Origin of the sequence: Sanguibacter sp. HDW7, from assembly GCF_011300875.1 — a bacterium.
In the GTDB taxonomy this organism is placed as follows: domain Bacteria; phylum Actinomycetota; class Actinomycetes; order Actinomycetales; family Cellulomonadaceae; genus Flavimobilis.
In genome coordinates, this window is the sequence record NZ_CP049862.1 from 1,972,372 (window position 1) to 1,996,729 (window position 24,358).

Below are 24,358 nucleotides of genomic sequence, written 5' to 3' on the forward strand. Positions count from 1 at the left end.
CGGTCTACCAGTCCCCGTGGGCAAGTTCGATGTTGAGACGCAGGACGTCGACCCGCGGCTCGCCGAGCACCCCGAGGTCGCGACCCTCGGTGAGCCGGGCGACGAGCGCGTGCAGCCGCGCCGGCTCGACGCCGCGCGCCTCCGCGACCGTCGCGACCTGCGCGTCCGCCCAGGCGGGCGACACGTGCGGGTCGAGGCCCGAGGCCGACGACGTGAGAGCGTCGGCCGGGACCTGCGCGGGGTCGAGGCCGTGCTCGGCCGCGAGCGCGGCTCGCCGCTCGGCGATCGTCGCGACGAGGCCCGCGTCGTTCGGCCCGAGGTTGGTCGCGCCGGACGCGAGCCCGTCGTAGTTGTTCGCCGACGGGCGGCCGTGGAACCACGTCGCGGCGGCGGCACCCGTCGTCCAGTCCTGTCCGAGCAGCTCGGAGCCGACGACGGCGCTGCCCGCGGTGTCGGTGACGGAGCGGGCGCGGGAGCCGTCGGCCCGCACGAGCGAGCCGTTCGCCTGCCACGGCAGGGCGAGCTGTGCGACGCCCGTGAGGACGAGCGGGTACGCGACGCCGCACAGGAGCGTGAGGACGAGCAGGGCGCGGACGGCGACGGCCGTCTGGCGACCGAGAGCGACGAGGCGTGTCGCCGCAGCCCGGCGGGCGGAGCCTCGGGGCGCAGCAGGTCGTGGCCCCGAGGGACGAGGGGCAAGGGCGGTGGTCATGTGTGGTCCTCTCAGAACCCGGGGAGCAGCGACACGAGGAGGTCGATGAGCTTGATGCCGACGAACGGCGCGATGACGCCGCCGACGCCGTAGACGAGCAGGTTGCGTCGCAGGAGCGTCGCCGCACCGAGCGGGCGGTAGCGCACGCCGCGCAGGGCGAGCGGGACGAGCGCCGCGATGATGAGCGCGTTGAAGATCACCGCGGAGACGATCGCGGACTGCGGGCTGCTCAGCCGCATGATGTCGAGCGCGCCGAGCTGGGGCAGGGTGCCCGCGAACATCGCGGGGAGGATCGCGAAGTACTTCGCGACGTCGTTGGCGATCGAGAAGGTCGTGAGGGCGCCGCGGGTGATGAGGAGCTGCTTGCCGATCTCGACGATCTCGACGAGCTTCGTCGGGTCGGAGTCGAGGTCGACCATGTTGCCGGCCTCCTTCGCGGCCGCGGTGCCCGAGGCCATCGCGACGCCGACGTCGGACTGCGCGAGCGCCGGGGCGTCGTTCGTGCCGTCGCCCGTCATGGCGACGAGCCTGCCGCCGGCCTGCTCGCGGCGGATGAGCGCGAGCTTGTCCTCGGGGGTCGCCTGGGCGAGGACGTCGTCGACGCCTGCCTCGGCGGCGATCGCGCGGGCGGTGACGGGGTTGTCGCCCGTCACCATGACGGTGCGGATACCCATGGCGCGCAGCGTCGCGAACCGTTCGGTGAGCCCTGGCTTGACGACGTCGGAGAGCCGGACGACGCCGAGGACGCGGGCGTGCCCCTTGCCCGTGCGGGTCGCGACGACGAGCGGCGTCGCGCCCGCGGCGGCGACCTCGCCGACGACTGCGTCGAGCTCTGCGGCGTCGGCCCCGTCGTCCGTCACGCCGGTCGAGCGGACCCAGCGCTGGACGGCGTCGGCGGCGCCCTTGCGGAGCTCGCGCGCCGCGGTGCCGTCGTGCCCAGGACCGCCGTGCCCGGAGCCGCCGGCCTGCGCGGGCAGGTCGAGACCGGACATGCGGGTGTGCGCCGTGAACGGGATGACGACGGCACCCGCGGGGGCCTCGTCGGGCCCGGGGCACAGCTCGAGGATGCTGCGGCCCTCGGGCGTGTCGTCGCCGAGCGAGGCGAGGCGGACGGCCGTCGCGAGCTCGTCGGGCGTCGTCCCGCCGACCGGCAGGAGCGCGGTCGCCCGGCGGTTGCCGAACGTGATCGTGCCCGTCTTGTCGAGCAGGAGGACGTCGACGTCGCCCGCAGCCTCGACCGCGCGGCCCGAGGTCGCGAGCACGCCGCGCCGCACGAGCCGGTCCATGCCGGCGATGCCGATCGCGGACAGCAGGGCGCCGATGGTCGTCGGCACGAGGCATACGAGGAGGGCGACGAGCACGACGACGTCCTGGCCCGCACCCACCCGCGACGCGAAGGGCGCGAGCGTGACGACCGCGAGGAGGAACACCACGGTGAGGGTCGTCAGGAGGATGCCGAGCGCGACCTCGTTGGGGGTGCGCTGCCGCTCGGAGCCCTCGACGAGGGCGATCATGCGGTCGAGGAACGTCTGGCCGGGCTCGGCCGTGATGCGCACGACGATCCGGTCCGAGAGGACGACGGTTCCGCCGGTGACGGCCGAGCGGTCGCCGCCCGACTCGCGCACGACGGGCGCGGACTCGCCCGTGATCGCGGACTCGTCGACAGTCGCGACGCCCTCGATGACGTCGCCGTCGCCCGGGATCGTCTCGCCCGCGGACACGACGACGACGTCGCCGACCGTGAGCCGCGTCGAGAGGACCTCGACCGTCGGGAGGCGATCGAGCCCTGTCGTGGACACGAGCGTGTCGACGGGTGCGTCGATCCGGCGCGCGGTCGTCTCCCGCTGCGTCGCACGCAGGCTCGACGCCTGGGCACGGCCGCGGGACTCCGCGACGGCCTCGGCGGCCGTCGCGAGCAGGAGCGTGAGCCAGAGCCACACCGTGACGGTGAGGCGGAACGCGTCGGGCTCGACGACGGTCGCGACGGTCGTGACGACCGCGCCGAGCTCGACGAGCAGGAGGACGGGCGTCCGGGCGAGGAGCCGCGGGTCGAGCTTGCGGAAGGCCGCGGGCAGGGCGTCGCGGAGCATCGCGAGGGTGAGGCCGCGCGTGGCGGCCTGGCGGGGGCGGCTCGGGGTAGCGACCGGAGCAGCGGGTGCGGGTGCGGGTGCGGTGGGTGGCGCGGCGGGTGTCGGGCGGGCGGTCATGACAGCGACTCCAGGATCGGGCCGAGGGTGAGGACGGGGATGAAGGTCAGGCCGACGACGACGAGCGTCACGGACGTGAGCAGCCCGACGAACAGGGGGCCGTGCGTCGGCAGCGTGCCCGCCGAGACGGGGACGGACGACGCCGAGGCGAGGCGGCCCGCGAGCGCGAGCAGCAGGACGATCGGCACGAGGCGGCCGAGCAGCATGGCGATGCCGATCGCCGTGTCGTAGAAGGGGCTCGCGGCGGCGAGGCCGCCGAACGCGGAGCCGTTGTTGTTGGCGCCCGACGCGAAGGCGTAGACGATCCGGGAGAGCCCGTGGGCGCCTGGGTCGCCTGCGGCCGCGTCGGCCGTCGGGACGAGCACGGCGGTCGCGGAGCCGAGCAGGACGAGCGCGGGCATGGTGAGGACGTAGCCCGCGACGAGCGTCATCTCGTGGCGGCCGATCCGCTTGCCGAGGTACTCGGGGGTGCGTCCAACCATGAGCCCTGCGAGGAAGACGGTGAGCACCGCGAGGACGAGCATGCCGGCGAGGCCCGAGCCGACGCCTCCGGGGGCCACCTCGCCGAGGAGCATCGTGAACATCGCGACGCCGCCGCCCGGGGCCGTGAGCGAGTCGTGGGCGGCGTTGACGGCTCCCGTGGACGTGCCTGTCGTCACGGCCGCGAAGAGGGCCGACGCGGCCTGCCCGAGACGGACCTCCTTGCCCTCGAGCGCGGCGCCGGCAGCGGCAGGGACCGCCCCCGGGCCGGCGAGCTCGGCCCACGTGAGCAGCGTCGCGGAGCCGACGAGGAGCGTCACCATCGTCGCGAGGATCGCGCGACCCTGGCGGCGGTCGCCGACCATGAGGCCGAACGCGCGCGGCAAGGCCGTCGGGATGACGAGGATGAGGAACATCTCGAGGAGGTTCGTCCAGGGCGTCGGGTTCTCGAAAGGGTGCGCCGAGTTCGCGTTGAGATAGCCACCGCCGTTCGTGCCGAGCATCTTGATGGCCTCCTGCGAGGCGATGGGGCCGCCGACGATCGTCTGCGTGCCGCCCGCGAGCGTGCTGACCTCCGCCGGGGAGCCGAGGTTCTGGACGACTCCCCCGGCGACGAGCACGAGGGCCGCGACGGCCGCGACCGGCAGGAGCACGCGAACGACGGTCCGCGTGAGGTCCCGCCAGAGGCTCCCGATACGGCCGTCGGTCCCGGCACGCGCGAATCCGCGCACGAGCGCGACGGCGACGACGATGCCGACGGCGGCGGAGACGAAGTTCTGCACGGCGAGACCCACGGCCTGGAGCACCGGGGACGCGGCGGTCTCGCCCGCGTAGGACTGCCAGTTGGTGTTCGTCGCGAAGCTCACGGCGGTGTTCCACGCGGTGTGCGACGACATCGCCGGCACGCCGTCCGCGAGGGGCAGACGGTCCTGGGTCCGGGCGAGGAGCATGACGGCGAAGATCGAGACGAGGGTCAGCGCGAGCACTCCGCGCAGATAGGCGGCCCAGCGCATCTCCGCGTCGGGGTCGACGCGCAGCAGCCGGTAGATGCCGCGCTCGACGCGCGTGTGACCGTCGGCCGTATAGGTGCGTGCGAGGTAGGTGCCGAGCGGCACGTGCACCGCGGCGAGCGCCCCGACGAGCAGGAGCGCCTGGCCGACGGCCAGGAGGACCGACGTCGTCGTCATCGCCTCGCGCCCCCGTCGCGGAAGGGGCGCGCGACGAGCGCGAGCGTGACGACGACGAGCGTCGTGAGGAGCAGGTAGGCCAGGTCAGCCATGGGAGGGACCTCTCCGAGCAGGGCGACGCGCAGGCGTCGGCGCACACGGCGTGCGCTCGCCTCTGGTCTACGCCGCTCGCGGGCTCCCGGACCGAGCGTTGACGGAACCCTGACGCCCCCGCGTCCGGCCTTGACGAGACCCTGACGGGCCGCGACGGGACGCGTGCGCCGGACACGTGCGTCGCCCGAGCCGGGCGCCCGGGCTGCACCTCGGGGCAGCACCTCTCGGGTCGCCCGCCCAAGGACGTCCCGCGTCCAGCTCGGTCTCCCCCAGCCGGTAAGTGGTGCTCAGCCGGTCGGGACGTCCCGGCGTCGGAACCCGGCGACGCCGACGACGCCGAGCCCGACCGCGAGCACGGCCATGACGGCGGCCCCGACCCACGACGCCCCCGCGCCCGGCAGCGCGGGCGAGTGCGTGAACGGCGCAAGGTCGAGCAGCCACGTGGGCAGGCGCAGCAGGCCGCCGTAGACGGCCGCGACCGCGGAGAACCCGAACCAGCCCCACACGATCCCGCTGCCCGTGGGCCACCAGCCGTAGCAGACCACGGCGGCGGCGACGAGGAGCGCGATCGCGGGCAGGTGCCCGAGCGCCGCGACGACGAACGTGCCGAGCGGCGTCGTCGAGCTCCCGGTCGAGGCGACCCCGACCCACAGCCCGACGCCGACGACGAGGAGGAGGCCAGCGGTCGTGCCGAGCGTCACGCCGACGCGCGCACCCAGCCAGCGCTGCCGGGAGACCGACGTCCCCAGGACGCTCTCGAGACGTCCGCGCTGCTCCTCGGTGCGCACGCCGTGGAACGAGGCGAGCGCGAACCCCGCGACGAGCACCGCGAGGAACATCACCATGAGGCTGGCGAACACGTCGACGAGCTCGCCGCTGCCACCGAGGACGTGCTGGAGCTGCGGCATCTCGTCGATCATCGCACCGACGGCGTCGGCGAACGTGCCCGTGACGACGGCGCCGGCCGCGAGCGCGACGGCCCACGCCGTCGCGGAGCCCCGATGGAGGCGCCAGGCGAGAGCGGTGGGCGTCGCGAGCGACGCGCGGGCGCGCGCCGGTCCGGGTCGGGGCGCGACGAGGCCGGCGCCGAGGTCGCGCCTGGCACCGAGGCGCGCGCCGACCGCGAGGAGCGCGAGCGTGAGCAGGAGCCCGAGGCCGAGCGGCCACACGCGCGTGTCGACGAACGCCCGGGTCTGCAGCGCCCAGCCGAGCGGGGACGCCCACGACAGCGGCGAGCCGCCGACCTGCTGGAGGTCGCCGGCGGCGCGCACGATCCAGGCGATCCCCAGGGCGGCGAGCGCGAGGCCGGACGCGGTCCGGGCATGCTCGGCGACCTGGCACGTGACGACGGCGACGGCTCCGAAGACGAGGCCCGTGACCGCCCCTGCGGCCGCGAGCGCGGCCGAGCCGCCGACGTCGAGACCCGTCGCGACGAGTACGCCGCACGCGAGGGCCGCGATGACGAGCTGGACGAGTGCGACGAGCGCGAACGCAGTGACGGCCGGCGCGTGGCGCCCGACGGCCCCGGCGCGGACGAGCTCGGCGGTGCCCTGCTCCTCCTCGGCGCGGGTGTGCCGCACGACGGTCTGGATCGAGAGCACGGCGAGCGCCACGAGGACGAGGAAGGTCATCTCGTTGGCGACCATCGCGCCGAGCGTGTAGTCGTCGAGGCCGAAGCCGGACCCGGTGAGGATGACGGCGGCGGGCGACGACATGAGGGAGGCGCGGACCTGGCGGTCGGCGGCCGTCGGGTAGATCCTCTCGAGCGCGACGACCGCGTACCCCCACAGGACGACGATCGACGCGGTCCACACGAGGAGCCGGGCCCTGTCCCGGCGCAGTGCGGCTCCGAGGAGGATGCCGGCGCCGGCGAGGGCGTCGGACCCGCGTGCCGCAGGAGCGGCCGCAGCCGTCGTCGTCGTCATCGTGACCGCCGGGTGCGGGGTTCGAGGGCCGCGTCCTGGCGGTCGGGTTGCTCGCCGGGTCCGGGCTCCGCGCCGTAGTGGCGCAGGAACAGCTCCTCGAGCGAGGGTGGTGCGACGGTGACGTGGCTGGGCACGAGCGCGGCGAGCGCGGCGAGGAGCCCTGGCAGGTCGGTGTCCTCGACGTCGAGGGTCGTGCGGTGGCCGTCGGCGTGGGGGTCGGACGCGAAGCCGTGGACGCCCGGGAGCGTCGCGAGCGCGGCGGCGTCGCCCGGGGTGACGGTCGTGACGGTGGACCTCGTGAGGCGGCGCAGGTCGGCGAGGGTGCCGGCCTCGACGGTGCGACCGGCGCGGACGATCGTCACGGTGTCGCAGAGCTTCTCGACCTCGGCGAGGACGTGGCTCGAGAGGAGCACGGCGCTGCCGCGCGCGGCGGCCTCGCGCACGCACTCGGCGAAGACGGTCTCCATGAGGGGGTCGAGGCCGGAGGTCGGTTCGTCGAGCAGGTAGAGCTCGACGTCGGAGGCGAACGCCGCGACGAGGGCGACCTTCTGCCGGTTGCCCTTGGAGTACGTCCGCATCTTCTTCGTCGGGTCGAGGTCGAAGCGTGCGACGAGCTCGTCGCGTCGCTGCGCGTCGACGTGACCTCGGAGGCGGACGAGCAGGTCGACGACCTCCCCGCCCGTGAGCGTCGGCCAGAGGTCGACGTCGCCCGGGACGTACGCGAGACGGCGGTGGAGCGCGACGGCGTCGTGCCACGGGTCACCGCCGAGGACGTGCGCGGTCCCGCCGTCGGCACGCAGGAGGCCGAGGAGCACGCGGATCGTCGTCGACTTGCCCGCGCCGTTGGGGCCGAGGAAGCCGGCGACCTCGCCCGCGCGGACCGTGAGGTCGAGGCCGTCGAGGGCGCGGGCGCGGCCGAAGCTCTTGAGGAGGCCGCGGGCCTCGACGACGGGCGCTCGGCCCGCTGTCGTGGCCGGGCGGGCCGTGGGTGCGGGGCTGTGCGCGGTCATGGAGACCTCCTGCGTCGCGCCGGCCGTACGTCGCGGTCGGGACGTCTTCGACGCTAGGACCGTGCAGGGGAGGTTTCAAGGGGCCGTCGTGCCGTTCCGCGGGCGACGAGGACGTGCGGCCTGCGGAGATTGGTGCGGCCGGGCACCAGGGAGAGCGGTGCCCGGCCGCTGCCGCGCGTGGCGCGGCGTGCCGACGGTGTCAGCGCTGCGCGGACCACGCGCACGCACGCATGGTCCGGCGCGCCCTGCGGCTCCGCTGTTCCGGCGACGGGGGATCGACCGGTTGCGGTGCCCGGACCCGCGTCGGGGTCAGGTGGCGGGTGCGCACGCTGTGCGTCGCGGCGTGGAACGTGCATCGTGCGTCGTCCCCCGCTGTGCGTCGCTCGTCCATGTGCGTCCCGTCGTAGTTTGAAAGGCTTCCTAACTAACGGCGAGTCTAGCCTCCCCCGGCACCCTGGTCGGAATTGCGCAGGGTGATCTCGGTCGCACGGACGCTACCTGCGGTCACTGCCCCCTCAGCTGCCGGAACATCGGGCAGTCGAACGGGTCGCGCGCGCCCAGACCCACCTCGTTGAGGTAGCGGACGACGATCGCGTAGGACCGCACGAGGCTCGTCTCCGTGTACGGCATGCCGAGCTGCGTGCAGCGCTCCCGCACGATCGCGGCGGCGCGCGCGAGGTGCGGACGCGGCATGCTCGGGAAGAGGTGGTGCTCGATCTGGAAGTTCAGACCGCCCATGAAGATGCTCATGAGTCGCCCGCCCCGGATGTTGCGGGACGTGAGCACCTGCTTGGAGAGGAAGTCGAGCCGCGAGTTCGCGGGGATGATGGCCATCCCCTTGTGGTTGGGCGCGAACGACGCCCCCATGTAGACGCCGAAGACGGCGAGCTGCACCCCGAGGAACGCGGCGGCGAGGCCGAGCGGCAGCGCCCACACGACGAGCGCGACGTACACCGCGAGGCGCACGATGATCGCCGCGAGCTCGCGCATGCGCGTGCCGAGGTCGACGCGGCCGACCTGCGTGCCGGTCGTGAGCGAGCGGATCGCGGTGATGTGGAGGTTGAGGCCCTCGAGCGTGAGCAGGGGGAAGAACAGCCACCCCTGGTGCCGCGTGATGAGCGCGAGCAGCCCGCGGTGCTGCGCCGCACCCTCAGGCGTGAAGACGATCGTGTCGTTCTCGATGTCCGGGTCCTTGCCGACCTGGTTGGGGTTGCCGTGGTGACGCGTGTGCTTGTGCATCCACCACGTGTAGGAGATGCCCACGACGACGTTCGCGAGGAAGCGTCCGACGCGGTCGTTCGTCGCGTTCGACGCGAAGACCTGCCGGTGCGCGGCCTCGTGCGCGACGAACGCGAACTGCGTGAGGACGAGGCCGAGGCCCGCCGCGACGAGCAGCTGGAACCAGGAGTCGCCGAGCAGCACGAACGCCGTGACGAGCCCGCCGAGCGCGGCCGTGAGGACTGCGAGCGTCCCGACGTAGTAGCCCTGGGCGCGGTGCAGCAGGCCGGCGTCGCGCACGGTCCGCAGGAGCGCGCTGTAGCTGCTCGTGAGGTTCGGCATGTCCTCGGCCCGAGGCTTCGGGCGGTCGGTGTAGCGGACGGACTCGACGGACATCGGCGTCTCCCGGCAGTGCTGTGGCGACTTCCCAGCCGTGAGGTTGAGCGGGTGCTCGCGTGCGGATGCGCCTACCCTACGGAACCGTAGGTTACGCGTCCACGGGAGTCCTCACCGTGGACACCGACCCTCCGCGAGACCCCCGCGAGCCGTCGGCACGGTTCCGGGCGAGACCCAGCACGACCGCGCCGAGCGTGAGGACGAGCCCCGCGATCTGGCGGCCCGCGAGCACCTCGGAGGCGCCGACCACCCCGAGCAGCACGCCCGTCACGGGGTTGAGCAGCCCGACGAGCCCGACGGTCGCAGGCCCGATCCGCCGGATCGCGGTGAACCACGTGACGTACGCGAGCGCGGTCGCGACGAACGAGACGTAGAGGAAGCCCGCGATCGCCTGCGCGTCGACGCGCGGCGGCGCACCCTCGAGGACGAGAGCCGCAGGCACGACGAGCACGCCGCCCGCGACGAGCTGCCACGAGGTCGTCGCGAGGACCGTCGGCCCCTCTCCCCCGGCGGCGCTGTCCCAGCGCGCGGCGAGCACGAACCCGGTCGAGGACAGGAGCATCCCCGAGACCGAGGCGACGATGCCGAGCGCGTCGATCGCCCCGGGTGCGGCGGCGCCGACGAGCACCGCGACGCCGGCGACGCCGAGGGCGCTCGCCGCGAGCGCCCGAGCGCGCGGGCGCTGGCCGAGGAGCGGCCAGGCGACGAGGACGAGGACCGTGGGCGAGAGTGCCATGACGGTCGCCGCAACGCTCGTGGGCAGACGCTGGGCGGCGACGTAGACGAGGACGAAGAAGCCGCCGCCGTTGAGGAGGCCGAGGACGCACGCGCGCCACCACCACGCCCCTCGCGGGAGCTCGCGCACGATCGCGAGCAGGAGGAGGCCTGCAGGCAGGGAGCGCAGGGCGGCTCCCCAGAACGGCACGCCGGTGGGGAGCGCGTGGCGCGTCACGGCGTAGACGGTGGCCCAGAGGACCGGGGCGACGGCTGCGAGGAGGACCCAGCGGAACTTACCTTCCATGGAAGCAATATACCTTCCCGAGAAGATATAGTCACGGCATGAGCCTCCCCGAGCCCTCAGACGCACTGCCCGCTGCGCGCGACCACGTCGCCGCGCTCCAGGCCGAGTGGCGCCGCGAACGCCCTGACCTCGACGTCGGGCCCCAGGGGGTCGTCGGCCGCCTCCACCGCCTCGCGAAGGCCCTCACCGCCGAGCTCGTCGCCGTCTACGCGCAGCACGGGCTCACCGAGGGCGAGTTCGACGTCCTCGCCACCCTGCGACGCTCGGGCGAGCCCTTCACGCTCGCCGCAGGCGAGCTCGCCGCCCGCACCATGGTGACGACCGGCGGCATGACCAAGCGCCTCGACCGGCTCGAGTCCTCGGGGCTCGTCACACGCACCCGCGCCGACGACGACGGCCGCGGCCGCGTCGTCACCCTCACCGCCGACGGCCGGTCACGCATCGACGCCGCCTTCACCGACCACATCGCCAACGAGCACCGCCTGCTCGACGTCCTCGAGCCCGCCGACGCCGCCGACCTCGAGCGCCTCCTCACGACATGGGGCTCACGGCTCGAGCTCGACTGACCACCGCGCGTCAGCCGCGTGAGCGCCCGAACAGCCCCATCGCCGTGTCGAGCTGCTCGCGCGCCCAGCGGAACTGCTCCTGCGACTGACCGCGGTACGGGTTCTCGACGAGCATGACGAGACACAGCCACAGGGTGTAGAGCCGCCTGCGCGTCGCCTGCGACGGCTCGAGCACGCCGAGCCCGAGGCCCCGCGCGAACGGCGCCGGGTCCGGGAACACCGGCAGGTCCAGCCCCGTGAGGCCAGCCTCCATGAGCGGATCGCCGTACATCGCGCGCTCGTGGTCGATGATCGCGACGATCCGCCCGTCGCGGATCATCGAGTTCTTCGCCCACAGGTCCAGCTCGACGAGGCGCGGCTCGGTGACGAGGTCGAGCACGTCGGCGTGCTCCGCAAGCACCCCGCGCACCTCGTCCACCGACCACCCGAGATCGACGCCGACGCGCTCGCCGTCGGCGAGCACCGCCTCGACCATCGCCGAGAACGCCTCGCGCCACGTCGCGTGCCCCGGCCCCGCGAGCGGGCCGAAGTGCGGCCCGACGACGCGGCAGATCTCCGCGTTGAGACGCCCGAGCTCGACGAAGCCCGCCTCGACGACGTCGGCGTCGAGCTCACCCGCGTCGGCCGCGATCCCGAAGCACGGCGCGTCCACGTGCTCCATGAAGAAGTAGTCCGCGTCGCACAGCTCGTGCGTGAGGTCGACGTGGTCGACGCGCGGCACGGGGACGTCCGTGAGCCGCCTGACCAGGTCCATCGCCGCGACCTCGTTACGCAGCATCCCGTGCTCGTGCGTGAGGACGGGCACGTCGGCCGGGGGCGCGATCTTCAGCACGACGTCCCGACCGTCGCGCAGCCGCACGCGGTAGAGCGCGTTGAAGAAGCCGTAGGTGAGCTCCGTGAACGCGTCGTCCTCGTCCGGGACCTGCGCGGCGCCGTAGGCGCGCGCGACCATCGCGCGGAGCGTCCCGGTCGACTGACGGTTCTTCGTCGTGCTGTCCACGGTGCTGAGCTCCTGTGCTCGGGTTCCGGCCCGCGGCGCCGCGTTCCGACCGCAGTCAACCACGCCGGGCCGCCGACCTCGGCGGGAACACCGCTGCTCTACGCTCGGAACGTGCCCCGCACGACCACGCGCCGCCAGCTGGCACCACGCCGGACGACGCTCCGCTCCTTGCCCCTGCCGACACGCGCCGAGGCGGCCCTCGGCGTGCTCGTCGCGGTCGCGGGGATCGTCGAGCAGGCACTCCCGTGGCCCCCGACGGGAGCGCGCCTCGCGGTCGTGGCGGCTGTGCTCGTCGCGGCAGCGGCCGTCACCTGGCGCCGCGCCTCCCCGCACGTCGCGCTCGCGACGTCCGTCGTCGCGCTCGGCGCGGCGGCCCTCGTCGACTCCCCCGGGATCATCCCGATCCTCGCGACGCTCGTCACGGTGCACACCGTGCAGGCGCGCGGCTCGCGGGCGGCGGCCGGCGCCGCGGCTGTGGTCGGCACCGCGATCCTCAGCCTCGCCGATCACGGGGACACGACGCTCGGCCTGCCCGCCATCGTCCTCGCCGCCGCGACGATGTACGCGCTCGCGACGGTCACGGGACTCCTCGCCCGCGCCCGCCTGGCCGTGCTCACCGCCGCGGAGGACCGCGCCGCCCGCGCGGAACGGACCCGCGAGGCCGAGGCCGGCCGGCGCGTCGCCGAGGAACGGCTGCGCATCGCACGCGAGCTCCACGACGTCATCGGCCACCACGTCGCGATCGTCGGGATCCAGTCCGCGCTCGCCGACTCCCTGCTCGAGACCCGGCCCGCCGATGCCCGGACGGCGCTCGGCCACGTGCAGGACGCGAGCGAGCGCGTGCTCGACGAGCTCGGCACGCTCGTCCGCCTGCTGCGCGAGCCGTCCGACGACGCGCGCGGCCCGCTGCCTCGGCTCCAGTCGATCCCGTCGCTCGTCAAGGAGGCACGGCACGCGGGGCTCGAGGTCTCGCTCACGACCGCCGGGCCCTGGCCCGACGTGCCGGACGGCACCGGCCTCGCGGCCTACCGCGTCGTCCAGGAGTCGCTGACGAACGCTCGGCGCTACGGCGACGGCCGCGCGAGGGTCGACGTGACGACGACCGGTGCGACGCTCGAGATCCGCACGACCAACCGCGTCGCCGACGCCTCGATGCCGGCACGTGCGTCGACGGGCGTCGGGCTCGTCGGCCTCCGCGAGCGCCTCACGGCACTCGGCGGAAACCTCACGACGACCACGTCCGACGGCGTCTTCACGCTCGCCGCGACGCTGCCCGTCCCACCGCAGCCCGTCCCACCGCAGCACCCCGGTGCGCCTGAGCGTCCTGGCGCGCCCGGCGTTCCCGGCGCACCCACGGGTCCCGACACACCCGCGCCCCGCACCACCGAGGAGACCCCATGATCCGCGTGCTCGTCGCCGACGACCAGGACCTCGTCCGCGAGGGCTTCGCCGCGCTCGTCGACGCTCAGCCAGACCTCGAGGTCGTCGGCCGCGCTGCCGACGGCGCCGCCGCGGTCGACCTCGCGCGGACAACACGGCCCGACGTCGTCGTCATGGACGTCCGCATGCCCATCCTCGACGGCATCGCGGCGACCGGCCAGATCTGCGCCGACCCCGACCTCGCCGGGACCCGCGTGCTCGTCCTCACGACGTTCGAGACCGACGAGACCGTCCTCGCGGCCCTGCGCGCCGGCGCGAGCGGGTTCCTCGGCAAGGGTTCGCGCACGTCAGCGCTGCTCGACGCCGTGCGCGTCGTCGCGTCGGGCGAGGAGCTGCTGTCCGCCGCCGCGACCCGCGCCCTCATCGCCCGCGTCGTCGACGCCCCCGCGACGCCCGTCGCACCCTCGCCCGAGCTCGGCGGGCTCACCGACCGCGAGCGCGAGATGGTCGTGCTCGTCGCGCGCGGCCTCAGCAACGAGGAGATCGCTGCGGCAGAGGTCCTCAGCCCGCTCACGGTGAAGACGCACGTCAATCGCGCGATGGCCAAGCTCGGGGCGCGCGACCGCGCGCAGCTCGTCGTCATGGCCTACCAGGCGGGGCTCGCCGGGAGGTGAGTCGCCGCTGAGCGGCGGCTCGCGGCGCAGGCCGCCGCGAGCGTCGGGGCGCGTCGGGGCGCGTCCGCGAGCGCCTGCGTCCGCAGTAGGCCAGAAGCCTGCGCACGGACGACGCGGGAGCGTACGTCCCCGGACGAACCTTGAACCATCAGCACGACGACGGTTCAAGGAGCACATCATGATCGAGGTCCACGACCTCACGAAGACGTACGGCGCCCGCACGGCGGTCGACCACGCGTCGTTCACCGTCCGGCCCGGCGTCGTCACCGGCTTCCTCGGCCCCAACGGGGCCGGCAAGTCCACGACGATGCGCGCGATCCTCGGCCTCGACCGGCCCGACACGGGCACGATCCTCGTCGACGGCCACCGCTACGCGGATCTTGCGGCGCCGCTCGCGACGATCGGGGCGATGCTCGACGCCCGCGCGGTCGACCGCCGGCGCACCGCACGCGACCACCTGCGGGTGCTCGGCGCGACGATCGGCGTCGGACGCCGGCGCGTCGAGGAGGTCCTCGCGACCGTCGGCCTCACGAGCGTCGCCCACCGGGCCGCCGGGTCGTTCTCGCTCGGCATGTCGCAGCGGCTCGGCATCGCGTCCGCGCTGCTCGCCGACTCGGGCATCCTCATGCTCGACGAGCCCGCGAACGGCCTCGACCCCGACGGCATCCTCTGGCTGCGCCAGCTCCTCGTCGAGCTGGCCGCAGAGGGTCGCACCGTCCTGCTCTCGTCGCACCTCATGAGCGAGATGGAGCTCGTCGCCGACCACCTGCTCGTCATCGGCGCCGGCCGCATCATCGCCGACACCCCGATGCGCGAGCTCGTGGCGGGCGCGGCCCGCACTCACGTCGAGGTCGACTCCCCCGACGCCGAGCCGCTCGCCGAGATCGTCGTCACCGTGCCCGACGCGACCGTCACCCGCACCTCGGCGCACGTCCTCGAGATCACTGGCGTCCCGGCCGCGTGGATCGGCGAGGCCGCCGCTCGGCACCGCATCCGTCTCCACGGCCTGCGGACCGTCTCGGCCACCCTCGAGGAGGCCTACATGGAACTCACCCACGACTCTGTCGGCTACCGCGGCACGACCGCGAGCCCCGCCCTGGAAGGCGCAGCACGATGACCACGACCACTCCCGTCACCCCCGTCCGCCCCGTCCCGGTGCGCCGCCCGGCCGCCACCACCGCGGCGCCGCTCGTCCTCACCCCGGCGCGCGTCGTACGCGCCGAGCTCCTCAAGCTCACGACGCTCCGCTCGACGTACCTTCTCGGCGGCGCGACGACCCTCACGCTCGTCGGCCTCGGCACGCTCGGCGCCGCGACGGCGAGCCCGGCCCCCACCGGGACCGACGGGCTCTCGGCGATCCTCCTCGGCTCCTCGTTCGCGGTCCTCCTCGCGGGCACCGCGGGCGCCCTCGCCGGGGCGCGCGAGCACGGCTCCGGCATGATCCGCACGACGCTCGCGACCGTCCCGCGCCGCGGCCTGCTCGTCGCCGCCAAGGCGGTCGCGCTGCTCGCCGCGCTCGTGCCGATCCTCGTCGGGGGTGTCCTGCTCACCTACGTCGTCGCCGGCGCCGTCCTCACGCACCACGGCGGCTCCGTCCTGTCGCTCGGCGACGCGACGACCCTACGGATCCTCGCGGGCACCGTCGGCGGCCTCGCCGCGATCTCGCTCATCGGCCTCGGGCTCGGCCTCGCACTGCGATCCGTCGCCGGTGCCGTCACGGCGTTCGTCGCCGTCGTGCTTGTCCTGCCCGGCATCGCAGGTGCTCTCCTCCCGCACGGCTGGTCGCGCGTCGTCGAGTACCTCCCGAGCGCTGCGAGCAACGCGCTCAGCGCGCCCGTGCACGTCGACGGGCTGCTCGCGCCGCTCGTCGGCACTGCCGACCTGCTCGGATGGGTCGTGCTCGTCCTCGGCGGCGCGGCGCTGCTGCTCTCACGGAGGGACGCGTGAGCGCCGGAGCGCTCGTCGGGGTCGGAGCGGTGGTCGCGGCACTCCTCGTGCCGGGCGCCGCTCCGGCGTCGTCGCGCGCGGACCCGGCCCTGCTCCAGCGGCGACGCGCGCGGCCCCGGTGCTGACCGTGACGCCCACGCCGACAGCCCCGCGACGCTGGGCGCGCGCACCGGCCCCGTCCTGGCGAGCGCGGCCGCAGCCGCGATCGCCACCCTCACGCTCGGCGCGGCGCTCGTCTCACGATCACGAGGGCGACGAGGGCGAGCACGATGAAGATGATGTTGAACGGGGCCGCCAGGGCGAGGAGCGGGTCGATGTCACCGGTGTGAACAGTGTCGATACCGCCGGTCGCGAGGAAGAGCGTCGGGTCGTAGAGCCCGTGCAGGAGGATCGGCCACACGAGCGAGCCGGTGACGCGCAGCGTGAGGTACATGACGACGCCGAACGCGAACGTGAATCCCATCGTCGCCAGCACGATGAGGATCTTCTGCCCCGAGAGCAGGTTGACGGAGTGCAGCAGCGCGAAGACGAGCGACGACACGATCATGACGGTGCGCTCGCCCGCGCCTCGGACGCGCAGCATGTGCACGACGACGCCTCGGCTGAGCAGCTCCTCGCTGAACCCGATGAGCAGCCCGGTGGCGAAGGTCAGCACGATGACGCCGTCCGGGTAGTCTCCGTACGGGATGCCGAGGAGCCGCAGGACGATCGGCACGACGACCACGACGGGGGCGACCCACATCCAGCGACGGCCGGGGACGTCGCTGCGTCCGAGGAGCACGCGCCACCAGCCGAGACTCGTGACGAGGAGCGCCAGGAGCGCGCACCCGACGAGCAGGGGGAACGTGAGCCCGAAGAACACCGACGCGGTCGTCGCGAAGATGTCCTTCTCGACGTGGTCACCGCCAAGGAGTCCGGACAGCAGCCCCGCTGCCGTGAAGAGGCCGAGGTAGACGGCGGCGACGAGCAGGGCTCGCAGTGCGCCACCCCGGTCGAAGAGCTGCTGCCACCGGGAGCGAGGTCCGGTGAGTGCGGTGGTGTGTTGCGTCTCGTCCATCAGGTGCTCCGGTCTCGAGGTTCCGTGGCCGACACCATCGTGCGGCACGATGCGTGCCCTGGGAAGGTCGGGCGCCGCATGGGGCGCCCGCGGGCCGCATCCGCATGTGTGTATCTCTGTGTGCACCTAGCACTGTGGGCGCCAACGGCGAAGGCCCGGAATCCTAGGGATTCCGGGCCTTCTGACGCTCCTGCGACTGGACTTGAACCAGTGACCGTCCGATTAACAGTCGGATGCTCTGCCAACTGAGCTACGCAGGATCGCGTGGCCTGCCGCGGCGGGCCGAGAAGAACTATAGCAGTTCTACAGGGGCAGTCCGACCGCGCTGCGCACACGCGCCTCGGCAGCCTGAATCGCGGCCTTCGTCGCGGGATCGGAGAGGTCGAGGTATCCGTCGCCGAGCACCTCGGAGAACAGCTCGTCGTGCTCGTCTCGCCGGATCGCGACGCGCACGGCCCCGCCGCCCGGGAGCGTCGTCGTCTCGCGGTGCACGACGCTTGCGACGACGCGCTCGCGCAGCGTGCGTGCGAACGCCTGGGGCGTGCGGTCGGCGAGGTGCAGGCGCGTCGGTGCGGTGCCGTCGGCCCAGCGAATCGTGAGGACGTTGATCTGGGCGTCGACGGCCGCGTGGTCGACGTCGCACCAGCGGCGCACGAGAGGGTCGCCGTCGCGCTCGATGACGACGTGGTGCGCGGTGGCGAGCGCCCAGCGCTCGGGGAGGTCCTCGACGCGCACGTCGTCGCGCGGCGCGACGCCGTCGGGCAGGACCTCGACACGCGTCCCGGCGACGGCCTTCTCGCCGACGGTCCGGCGGGCGAGGTCGAGCTGGGCGGCAGGAAGGTGCCTGCGGAGGAGTGCCATGGCTCCACGGTAGCCCGCGACAAGGTGTGCTCGCGGGACGACGCGTCCCGTCTCACGGGCACTCCGCACTGCGGAGAGCAAGGAGGAGCGGACGGGGCGCGTCGTACGATGGCTCCCGGCCGCACGACGACGTGGGCTCGCCCCCACCCGTCGTCCGAAGGTGACACCGTGCCCGTCCAGCTCTCCCCGCGCCGTCGCGCGCTCGCCCTGCTCGCGCTCGCGCTCGGCGGCTTCGGAATCGGCTGCTCCGAGTTCGCGTCGATGGGCATGCTCCCGCAGATCGCCGCCGAGCTCGTGCCCGGCTTCGCGTCCGCCCCCGAGGTCGCGATCGCGCACGCAGGCTGGCTCATCAGCGCGTACGCGCTCGGCGTCGTGGTCGGCGCGCCGACGCTCGCGGCGCTCGCGGCACGCGCCTCGCACACGCGCCTGACGCTCTGGCTACTCGTCGCGTTCGTCGCGGGGACTGCCGCGTCGGCCCTCTTGCCGACGTTCTCGTCGACGCTCGTCGCACGCTTCGTCGCGGGCCTGCCGCACGGCGCGTACTTCGGGGTCGCGTCCCTGCTCGCAGCACGCATCATGGGGCCCGGCAAGCAGGGCCAGGGCATCGCGCTCGCCCTGTCGGGGCTCACGGTCGCGAACGTCGTCGGCGTGCCGGCCGTGACGTGGCTCGGCCAGACGGCGGGCTGGCGACCCGCGTACCTCGCGGTCGCCGGCGTCTTCGCCGTCGCACTCGTCGCGGTGCGCCTCACCGTCCCGTACGTCCCGGGCGACCCGGACCGCAACCCGCGCACCGAGCTCGCGGCCTTCCGCCGCGGTTCGCTGTGGCTCATGATCGCGGTCGCGTGCATCGGCTTCGGCGGGTTCTTCGCCGTGTACTCCTACCTCGCCGAGACCGCGACGCGCCGGGCCGGGCTCACCGAGGGCGCGGTGCCGTGGCTGCTTGCCGTCGTCGGCGTCGGCATGACCATCGGCAACATCGTCGGCGGACGTTACGCCGACGCGGCGCGCGACCGTGCGGCCGTCGTCGGCTTCGGCGCGTACGCCGGCGCGCTCGCGCTCGTCGGCCTCGCGGGCGGCTCGGCCGTCGGGATCTTCGTCGCGACATTCGTCCTCGGGTTCACGTCGAGCCTCCTGCTGCCGGCCGTTCAGTCCCGGCTCATCGCCGCCGCAGGCGACGCCGCCCTGCTCGGCGCGGCGACGAACCACGCCGCGTTCAACGTCGGCAACTCCCTCGGCGCGGCGCTCGGCGGTGCCGTCATCGCGGCAGGTCTCGGGTACCTCGCACCCGCCTGGGTGGGGGTCGCGCTCGCGCTCGTCGGGCTCGCGCTGCTCGGTGGGTCGATGGCGTGGGAGCGGCGGGGATGGGCGACGGGGGTCTCGGCGGACGTCCGCGGGGAGGCTGCAGAGATCGCCGACGACGACGCGTCGGGCACGAGCGGCGACGACGCGGGTGTCGCGCGCGACGCTGAAACAGGTGCGTCCGACGTCGTGGATGTGCGGCTGTGATGAGTAGGGCGTCTGGGGCTTGAACCCAGGACCGACGGATTATGAGTCCGCTGCTCTGACCGACTGAGCTAACGCCCCGCGGGCCATGCGGCCCCGGGACAATCTACCGTCCTGACGCCCGCGCGCCGGACCACGCGATCTCCCTCACTGCCCCATCGACGCCTCGCGCAGCAGTCTGCGCTGCTGCTCGAGCCGCAGCAGCTCGGCGAAGACCTGCTGGTAGGCCTCGGGGTCGCGCTCGGCGTCGGTGCGCTGCAGCGCGGAGCGCTGGTCGGCGATGCGCCGGGTCACCTGCATGTCGACGAGCGCGTGGACGACGCCGCGGACGTAGTCGCCGACAGCGCTCTCGCGGTCCTCGGGCAGCGGGGACACGGCGAGCTCGCCGACGAGCCCCGCGACGGGCCCGGCGGACTCCTCGACGACGGCTGCGACCCAGCGCGCGGGGTCGACGGCGCCGACGGAGCGGACTCCCCCGGCGGCGCGGATCGCCTCGTGGACGGCCCGCCAGGCGGGCACGGAGAAGGCGTCGGAGCCGAGCTCGTCGAACACGTCGGGAGTTGCTGCGGGGTGCTGGAGGACGGCCTCGAGCACCTGTCGTTCGAGGCGCGCCACGGGGTCGCGCCGGTCGGGCACGGTGAACCCGCCTGACGCACCGGGGCCACCGGGGACGGGGTCGGCGACGACGGCGCCCGCCGGGACGTCGTCGGCGGCGTGCCGCGGCTGCCCCTGGGCGCGCTCGGCCGACAGGACGGCACGACGGACGACGTCGGCCTCCATGCCGAGCCATCCCGCGAGCTGGCGCGCGTACTCGGAGCGCAGCGCGCGGTCGCGGATGCCGGCGACGACGGGAGCCGACGCGCGCAGCGCGGCGATGCGGCCCTCGGCGTGCGCGAGGTCGTGCGCGCGCAGGGTCGAGCGGACGACGAACTCGAAGAGCGGCTCGCGGGCGTCGATGAGCGCCTGCACCGCCTCCGGACCGTGGGCGAGGCGCAAGTCGCACGGGTCCATGCCGTGCGGCTCGACGGCGACGAACGTCTGGGCGTAGAAGCGCTGGTCCTCGTTGAAGGCGCGCAGGGCTGCCTTCTGGCCGGCGGCGTCGCCGTCGAACGTGAAGATGATCTCCCCGCCGGTCGAGCCGCCGCCCGCGAGCTGGACGCCCGCGCTCGAGGACGTGTCACCAACGAGGCGTCGGACGACGCGCACGTGGTCGGAGCCGAAGGCCGTGCCGCACGTGGCGATCGCCTGTCCGACGCCCGAGAGGTGGGCCGCCATGACATCGGTGTAGCCCTCGACGACGACGACGCGCTTGGTGCGCGCGATCTCGCGCTTGGCGAGGTCGAGGCCGTAGAGGACCTGCGACTTCTTGTAGAGCGTGGTCTCGGGGGTGTTGAGGTACTTGGGGCCCTGGTCCTCCTCGAGGAGGCGGCGGGCGCCGAAGCCGATGACCTCGCCCGTGACGTCGCGAATCGGCCAGACGAGGCGCCCCCGGAACCTGTCGTAGACGCCGCGGTTGCCCTGTGAGACGAGACCGGCCGCGAGGAGCTCGGCCTCGGTGAAGCCGCGTCCGCGCAGGTGGGTGAGGAGCGAGCTCCACCCCTGCGGGGCGAAGCCCACGCCGAACTGTTCGGCGACGGTGCGGTCGAAGGACCGCTGCGCGAGAAACTCGCGGCCCGGGGCGGCGGCCGGCATGAAGAGCTGCTCGGCGAAATACTGGGCGGCCGTCCGGTTGGCCTCGACGAGCCGCTGACGGCGCCCGGGCTCCTCGCCGCGGCGCGCCCCTCCACCCTCCTCGTAGCGGAGCGTGATGCCGACGCGTCCCGCGAGGTACTCGACGGCCTCGGTGAAACCGAGCCCGTCGACCTTCTGGACGAAGCTGATGACGTCGCCACCCTCGCCGCAGCCGAAGCAGTGCCAGCGGCCGACCTGCGGGCGGACGTGGAACGACGGTGTGCGCTCGTCGTGGAAGGGGCACAGCCCCTTCTGCGAGCCGACGCCGGCGGGCTTGAGCGTGACGTAGGAGCCGACTATCTCTTCGATGCGTGCGCGCTCGCGAACGGCGTCGACGTCCTCCCGCTTGATCAACCCGGCCACGGGGCGAGTCTAGTTGCTCGGGCGCGAGGCCGGGGCTGGTCGTGGAGGGCACGCGGGAGCGGCTGCCCTGTGGACAGGCTGCGCCGTCGACAAGGTGCGATCGGGTTCTCCACAGATCTCTCGCTGCGGGTGCAGGTCGAACTTACGTTCGATACGGTAGAGGTATGAACCCTTGCAAGCGTGACGAAGGGGCGGAGCCAGGTGCTGCGGGCACCGCGGCCGCCTCGTGCGCTCACGCGCGTTCGGGCACAGCCGGAGACTCAGGTTCGGCGGACGCGTCCGGCCCGACGGTTGGAGCAGGACCGACTTCTCGGTCAAGCCCGGCCGTGAAGTCGGGCTCGGCTGACGGATCGGGCCCGCCTGACGGGTCGGCCCCGCCTGACGGGTCGGACCCGGCTGCCGTGTCGGACCCGGCTGCCGTGTCAGGCAGTGCTGAGGGGCGAGGCGCGGCTGAGGGGCGAGGCGCGGCTGAGGGGTCGGGTCCGAACGAGAAGTCGGGCTCGACGGACGGCTCAGGCTCGGCAGACGGGTCGGCACCTGGTGCAGGCTCGTCCGGCGAGTCAGACGCGGGCGGGGACGCGGGGGCTCCGCCGAGGCTCGGCGACGAGGCCGCGTTCAGTCGCTTCGTCGCGTCGATCGCGCCACCCCGCTTCACGTCGCGCACAGACTTCGCGGCGTGGCAGCGCAAGCTCGAGGAGACGACCGCGTCGGTCGTCCGCGCGATCGAGGCGGCCGAGGACGCAATCCGCCAGGTCGAGGCGCAGAAGCTGCGCTCGTACGCACTGCTCGACGCGCTCTCGGCGGTCGCCGTGTCGACCGTGTGGGACGAGCGCGCGGGCGGCACGGTGGCCAAGGAACGTGCGAGCGACCTCATGGCGGTCCGCCGCTCGGGCGCAGCGGAGATCGCGACGCGCACCCGCACGACCGAGTCCCAGGTCGGCTCGGCCTGGGACCTGGCCCGGACGGTCGTGCGCGAGCACCCGACCGCGCTCGGGGCGCTCGCCTCGGGGACGATATCGGCCAGGCACGTCGGGGTTCTCGCCGACGAGGCAGCATCGGTGCCGCAGGAGCTGCGGGCCGAGTTCGGGGCCGTCCTCGCGCAGGAGGCCGCAGAACGCACTCCCCCGGAGCTGCGCGCCTGGGCGCGCAAGCACCGCGAGCTCGCGCACCCGGGTTCGCGCGAACGACGTCACCGCAAGGCGCGCGCGGGCCGGTACGTCACGCTCGAGCCGGGTCAGGACGGCATGTGCTGGCTCACGGCGCACCTGCCGACAGTTGTGGGCGCGGCAGTCTTCGATCGGCTCACCGCCGCCGGGGTCGCGTCCCAGGGACCCGACGAGCCACGGACGCTCGCGCAGCTCCGGGCAGACGTCCTCGCCGACTACTGCCTCGCGACGGCGCCGCCGCTCGCACCCGAGGCACTCGTGGCTCCTGCGGAGGAGCCCCAATCGCTGTTCGGCCCCGATGTGAGGGACGCCGACGATCTCCGAACGGACAACTACCCGGTCGAGGAGAGGTACCGGGATGCGTCCGCGCCCGAGACCGCCGAGCCCTGCACCACCGCACCACCACCCACAGGTCCTCCCACCACGACCTCCCCCGCTGCGCCTCTATCAACGATCGAGCCCGACACAGGCATCGTGGCCGACACCTGTACCGGGACTGGGACTGGCCCGGGTACCGGCACCGGGATCAACACCGGGACTGGCACCGGCACCAAGACCGACAATGGCACCGGAACCAAGACCCGCACCAAGTCCAGCACCGACAACGGGACCAGGACCGGAACCGGACCCGCAGAGACCAGCGCCGAAGTAATCAGCACCGGAGGAACCGGCGCTGCCGTACCTGCGAGAAGCGACGGCAACGACAACGGCAACGCCGTGCCCACGGATCTTCGGACCAAGGTCCCGGCCGACGAGTCGGCACGCGCAGCCCTCGCGCGCTCTCCTCAGGAGCGTCGGCTCGTGGCGGCCGAGTACCACGCGACCGCTGACGACGTCGCCAACGTCCGGTCGTCAGCGACCGACGTCGACGTCCATGGCATCCGCCCGACGGTCGCGGTGACGGTCCCGCACACCCTCCTGCTCGCAGCTGCGCGGGCCGCCGAGGATTCGCGGGTGGCGTCGGCTGCACCCGCAGCACGTGCAGCTCGCGACGTCACGCTCGCTCCCGCGACCGAGGCGGGTCGAACCGCGGACGCTGCCGCCGTTGCGCGTGGAACTACGACGTCGGACGCAGCAGGGGACGCGCCGGCTCACGAGGCCGAGCTAATGGGCACAGCTCCGCGCACCCTCGCCTCGGAGCTGGTCGGCCACGGCCCGATCGACGATGCCACGGCTCTCGCGCTCGTCGCGAACGCGTCATCGCTCCGCCGGGTCCTCACGGACCCCGTCACGGGTGTCGCGCTCGACATGTCTCGGGACACCTATGCCGTCCCGGCGCCTCTGCGTACGTTCCTGCAGCTGCGGGACGAGACTTGCCAGTTCCCGGGCTGCCGACGACCTGCGCCGCGGTGCGACGTCGACCATGTCGACGACTGGGCGCACGGCGGCACGACGTCGGCCGACAACCTCGTTCACCTGTGTCGCGCGCACCACCGCCTCAAGCACGGCGGGGACTGGCAGTGCACGGTGCTCGATCCCGAGGTCGCGGGCCTCCCGACGACCGAGGGCCAGCGTCTCCGACCTATGGTCGTCCTGTGGACCGACCCTCACGGAGGGACCCGCATGACGGGAACCGACCTGCGACCCGGCGGGCAGGTGCTCGGCTCGCTCACAGCGGACGGCTCCACACCGACCAGTGGGACGGCGTGTGACAGCCCACCATCCAGCAGCGACACCTCGAGCCCGGAGCCGCAGGCCGCTCCCCCACCGCCGTTCTAGCCCGACAACACTCGAGTCGCTACCCCGGTCCGAGGCCCTCGAGCCAGAACCCCGGCCCAACGAGCGCCGCGTCGAAACATCGGCCCTACGAGCCCCGCGTCAGACCGCTGGCCCGACCTGCCTCAAGTCAGGCCCCCGGCCC

The 24,358-nt window shown here is 73.7% G+C and carries 19 protein-coding genes and 2 tRNA genes; 8 read left to right on the forward strand and 13 right to left on the reverse strand.

The annotated features are described in order from the left end of the window. Positions 1-4: 4 nt before the first annotated feature. The 7 genes from kdpC to G7063_RS09190 form a co-directional block, all read right to left on the reverse strand. Positions 5-712: a K(+)-transporting ATPase subunit C gene (gene kdpC / locus G7063_RS09160; RefSeq protein WP_166414126.1), complete on the reverse strand. Its 708-nt coding sequence runs from the start codon at positions 710-712 to the stop codon at positions 5-7. Positions 713-723: 11 nt separating this feature from the next. Continuing rightward, positions 724-2,919, reverse strand: a complete 2,196-nt coding sequence (kdpB, locus tag G7063_RS09165) for a potassium-transporting ATPase subunit KdpB (protein ID WP_166414127.1) — start codon at positions 2,917-2,919, stop codon at positions 724-726. Then, positions 2,916-4,586 (reverse strand): potassium-transporting ATPase subunit KdpA, encoded by a 1,671-nt coding sequence (kdpA, locus tag G7063_RS09170; protein WP_166414128.1) that lies wholly within the window; start codon positions 4,584-4,586, stop codon positions 2,916-2,918. The genes kdpB and kdpA overlap by 4 nt, the downstream gene beginning before the upstream one ends. A 380-nt stretch (positions 4,587-4,966) precedes the next feature. Then, entirely contained in the window at positions 4,967-6,604 is a 1,638-nt protein-coding gene (locus tag G7063_RS09175) for an ABC transporter permease (RefSeq protein ID WP_166414129.1), read from the reverse strand. Beyond that, positions 6,601-7,614, reverse strand: coding sequence for an ABC transporter ATP-binding protein (locus G7063_RS09180; protein ID WP_166414130.1), 1,014 nt, complete (start codon positions 7,612-7,614; stop codon positions 6,601-6,603). Before G7063_RS09180 ends, G7063_RS09175 begins: the two co-directional genes overlap by 4 nt. A 504-nt stretch (positions 7,615-8,118) precedes the next feature. After that, positions 8,119-9,228, reverse strand: a complete 1,110-nt coding sequence (locus G7063_RS09185; RefSeq protein ID WP_166414131.1) for an acyl-CoA desaturase — start codon at positions 9,226-9,228, stop codon at positions 8,119-8,121. A gap of 91 nt (positions 9,229-9,319) precedes the next feature. Then, the gene (locus G7063_RS09190; RefSeq protein ID WP_166414132.1) at positions 9,320-10,249 is read right to left on the reverse strand and encodes a DMT family transporter; all 930 of its coding nucleotides are present in this window, start codon (positions 10,247-10,249) and stop codon (positions 9,320-9,322) included. Between the two features lie 38 nt (positions 10,250-10,287). Between G7063_RS09190 and G7063_RS09195 the strand changes: the two genes are divergently transcribed. After that, positions 10,288-10,815 (forward strand): MarR family winged helix-turn-helix transcriptional regulator, encoded by a 528-nt coding sequence (locus G7063_RS09195; RefSeq protein ID WP_166414133.1) that lies wholly within the window; start codon positions 10,288-10,290, stop codon positions 10,813-10,815. A 10-nt stretch (positions 10,816-10,825) separates the two neighbouring features. Here G7063_RS09195 and G7063_RS09200 read toward each other — a convergent pair whose 3' ends face one another. Next, complete coding sequence (locus G7063_RS09200; protein WP_166414134.1) at positions 10,826-11,815, reverse strand: phosphotransferase family protein; 990 nt, start codon at positions 11,813-11,815, stop codon at positions 10,826-10,828. A 111-nt stretch (positions 11,816-11,926) separates the two neighbouring features. Between G7063_RS09200 and G7063_RS09205 the strand changes: the two genes are divergently transcribed. From G7063_RS09205 to G7063_RS15415, 5 genes are all read left to right on the forward strand, one after another. Next, complete coding sequence (locus G7063_RS09205) at positions 11,927-13,216, forward strand: sensor histidine kinase (RefSeq protein WP_166414135.1); 1,290 nt, start codon at positions 11,927-11,929, stop codon at positions 13,214-13,216. Then, positions 13,213-13,869: a response regulator transcription factor gene (locus tag G7063_RS09210; RefSeq protein WP_166414136.1), complete on the forward strand. Its 657-nt coding sequence runs from the start codon at positions 13,213-13,215 to the stop codon at positions 13,867-13,869. Before G7063_RS09205 ends, G7063_RS09210 begins: the two co-directional genes overlap by 4 nt. 178 nt (positions 13,870-14,047) lie before the next feature. Next, positions 14,048-14,986 (forward strand): ATP-binding cassette domain-containing protein, encoded by a 939-nt coding sequence (locus G7063_RS09215; RefSeq protein ID WP_166414137.1) that lies wholly within the window; start codon positions 14,048-14,050, stop codon positions 14,984-14,986. Beyond that, positions 14,983-15,816 carry an ABC transporter permease gene (locus tag G7063_RS09220; RefSeq protein WP_166414138.1) on the forward strand — a complete coding sequence of 278 codons (834 nt, stop codon included), beginning with the start codon at positions 14,983-14,985 and terminating at the stop codon, positions 15,814-15,816. Before G7063_RS09215 ends, G7063_RS09220 begins: the two co-directional genes overlap by 4 nt. After that, positions 15,813-15,941, forward strand: a complete 129-nt coding sequence (locus G7063_RS15415) for a hypothetical protein (protein WP_255454217.1) — start codon at positions 15,813-15,815, stop codon at positions 15,939-15,941. Before G7063_RS09220 ends, G7063_RS15415 begins: the two co-directional genes overlap by 4 nt. Before the next feature lie 89 nt (positions 15,942-16,030). Here G7063_RS15415 and G7063_RS09225 read toward each other — a convergent pair whose 3' ends face one another. The 3 genes from G7063_RS09225 to G7063_RS09235 all read right to left on the reverse strand — a co-directional run bounded on the left by G7063_RS09225 (position 16,031) and on the right by G7063_RS09235 (position 17,734). Continuing rightward, positions 16,031-16,873, reverse strand: coding sequence for a CPBP family intramembrane glutamic endopeptidase (locus tag G7063_RS09225; RefSeq protein ID WP_166414139.1), 843 nt, complete (start codon positions 16,871-16,873; stop codon positions 16,031-16,033). A 187-nt stretch (positions 16,874-17,060) separates the two neighbouring features. Beyond that, positions 17,061-17,133, reverse strand: a tRNA-Asn gene (locus tag G7063_RS09230). 43 nt (positions 17,134-17,176) lie between these two features. Continuing rightward, a complete protein-coding gene (locus tag G7063_RS09235) occupies positions 17,177-17,734 on the reverse strand; it encodes a hypothetical protein (RefSeq protein ID WP_166414140.1) in 558 nt (185 codons plus the stop codon). A 168-nt stretch (positions 17,735-17,902) separates the two neighbouring features. On the opposite strand from G7063_RS09235, the gene G7063_RS09240 reads away from it, so the two are divergent. After that, a complete protein-coding gene (locus tag G7063_RS09240; RefSeq protein ID WP_240916018.1) occupies positions 17,903-19,240 on the forward strand; it encodes an MFS transporter in 1,338 nt (445 codons plus the stop codon). Between the two features lie 4 nt (positions 19,241-19,244). Here the strand turns inward: G7063_RS09240 and G7063_RS09245 are convergent. Together G7063_RS09245 and dnaG are read right to left on the reverse strand one after the other, a co-directional pair. Continuing rightward, a tRNA-Ile gene (locus G7063_RS09245) sits at positions 19,245-19,318 on the reverse strand. A gap of 66 nt (positions 19,319-19,384) precedes the next feature. Then, positions 19,385-21,331, reverse strand: a complete 1,947-nt coding sequence (gene dnaG, locus G7063_RS09250) for a DNA primase (RefSeq protein WP_166414142.1) — start codon at positions 21,329-21,331, stop codon at positions 19,385-19,387. 419 nt (positions 21,332-21,750) lie between these two features. On the opposite strand from dnaG, the gene G7063_RS15280 reads away from it, so the two are divergent. Beyond that, positions 21,751-24,216 (forward strand): HNH endonuclease signature motif containing protein, encoded by a 2,466-nt coding sequence (locus tag G7063_RS15280; RefSeq protein ID WP_240916019.1) that lies wholly within the window; start codon positions 21,751-21,753, stop codon positions 24,214-24,216. The last annotated feature ends 142 nt before the right edge of the window (positions 24,217-24,358 follow it).